The sequence below is a fragment of the Klebsiella sp. 4_1_44FAA genome (genome assembly GCF_000238715.1).
Taxonomy (GTDB): Bacteria; Pseudomonadota; Gammaproteobacteria; order Enterobacterales; family Enterobacteriaceae; genus Klebsiella; species Klebsiella pneumoniae.
In genome coordinates, this window is the sequence record NZ_JH414802.1 from 87,853 (window position 1) to 89,665 (window position 1,813).

Here is a 1,813-nt window from a genome sequence, read left to right on the forward strand (position 1 = left end):
TCGTGAAAGCCAGATACAGGGGGCTGCTGAAAAACGATAACCAACTGGCGATGTTATTCACCCTGGCCAACCTGTTTCGGGTGGACCAAATGATACGTCAGTGGGAGAGATCTCAGTAAAAACCGGAAATAACGCCAGAAATGGTGGAAAAAATAGCCTAAATAGGCTGATTCGATGTGTTTGCGGGAAAAAAATCGGCCCAGATCCGCGAAATTTTAATCAGCGAGTCAGCTTGGGAAGAAATGACCTGCTTATTCGCACCTTCCCTAGATCAGACAAAAAACCGGGCAGCGCGCCCGGTTATCTTGTCAGACTAAAATTGCCCTACGCACTCAACCCGCGATTTTTCAGCATCGGCTCAATCTGCGGATCGTGTCCGCGCCACTGGCGATACAGTTCAGCTAAATCAGTGCTGTTCCCGCGTGATAAAATCGCCTCACGGAAACGCTGACCGTTCTCACGGGTCAAACCGCCCTGCTCCACGAACCATTGATAGCCGTCGTCGGCCAGCATCTGGGTCCACAGATAGGCGTAATAGCCTGCCGCATAGCCGCCGCCGAAGATATGGGAGAAATAGCTGCTGCGATAGCGCGGGGGGACCGCCGCCAGATCCAGGTTCTCTTCCCGAAGCACCAGCTGCTCAAACGCGTCCACCTCCTCCGGTAATGCCGAGGTCGACAGGCTATGCCACCGCATATCGAGTAACGCAGCAGCCAACAGCTCGCTCATGTCGTACCCTTTATTGAAGGTTGCCGCACGCAACATATTGTCGCGTAGCGCCTGCGGCATCGGCTCCCCGGACTGGTAGTGCTTCGCGTAGTGGGCAAACACCTGCGGCTGGCTGGCCCAGTGTTCGAAGATCTGCGAAGGAAATTCGACAAAATCGCGCGGCGTATTGGTCCCCGAGAGACTGGCGTAGCGCTGGCTGGCGAACAGCCCATGCAGGGTATGGCCGAACTCATGAAACAGGGTGATCACCTCATCCCACGACAGCAGCGCGCTCTGCCCTGCCTGCGGGCGGACGTAGTTGCAGACATTGTAGATAACCGGGCGCTGCGCGCGCAGAGTCGACTGTTCGACAAACACATCCATCCATGCGCCGCCGCTCTTTGAGTCACGAGCGTAGTAGTCACCGTAAAACAGCGCCATCCCTTCGCCGTTGTGATCGAAGATCTCCCAGACCCGCACATCCGGGTGATAGACCGGTATATCGAAGCGCTCAACAAAGCGCAGACCAAAGAGCTGCGAGGCCGTCCAGAAGACGCCGTCGTGCAGCACCCGCTCGAGGGCAAAATAGGGTTTGAGCTGCGCGTCATCAATGGCGTAGGCAGCCCGCCGCACCTGCTCGCTGTAGTAAAGCCAGTCCCATGCCGTCGCGCGAAAACCCCCGCCTTCGTTGTCGATCACCTGCTGGATGTCCGCCAGCTCACGTTCCGCCCTCGCCCGCGCCGCCGGGGCGATCTGACGCATAAAGCCCAATGCCTCCGCCGGGGAAGCCGCCATTTGATCGGTCAGCGCCCAGCTGGCGTAATCAGCGGCTCCCAACAGCTCAGCCTGCTGCGCGCGGATCGCCGCCAGCCGCAGTACCAGGTCACGCGTATCATGCTCATCGCCCTGCTGATTGCGGGTCCAGCCGGCGGCGAAGAGATTCTCCCGCGTTTGCCGGTCGCGCAGCGCAAGCAGCTGTGGCTGCTGGGTGGTATTGGTCAGCGTCAGCAACCAGCGGTCGCTAAGCCCTCTTTCACGCGCTGCGTCAGCCGCCGCCGCTATCTCCTCATCGCTCAGGCCAGCCAGTTGATGCCGGTAATCAACC

Annotated in this window: 1 protein-coding gene and 1 pseudogene; one reads left to right on the forward strand and one right to left on the reverse strand. The window is 58.9% G+C overall.

Annotation, left to right across the window (positions count from 1 at the left end; genetic code table 11):
• A pseudogene (locus tag HMPREF1024_RS30700) lies at positions 1 to 119 on the forward strand (IS5/IS1182 family transposase); the annotation flags it as partial.
• Positions 120 to 324: 205 nt separating this feature from the next.
• Here the strand turns inward: HMPREF1024_RS30700 and dcp are convergent.
• On the reverse strand, positions 325 to 1,813 hold a 1,489-nt coding region (gene dcp / locus HMPREF1024_RS10000), incomplete at its 5' end, for a peptidyl-dipeptidase Dcp (protein ID WP_009308915.1).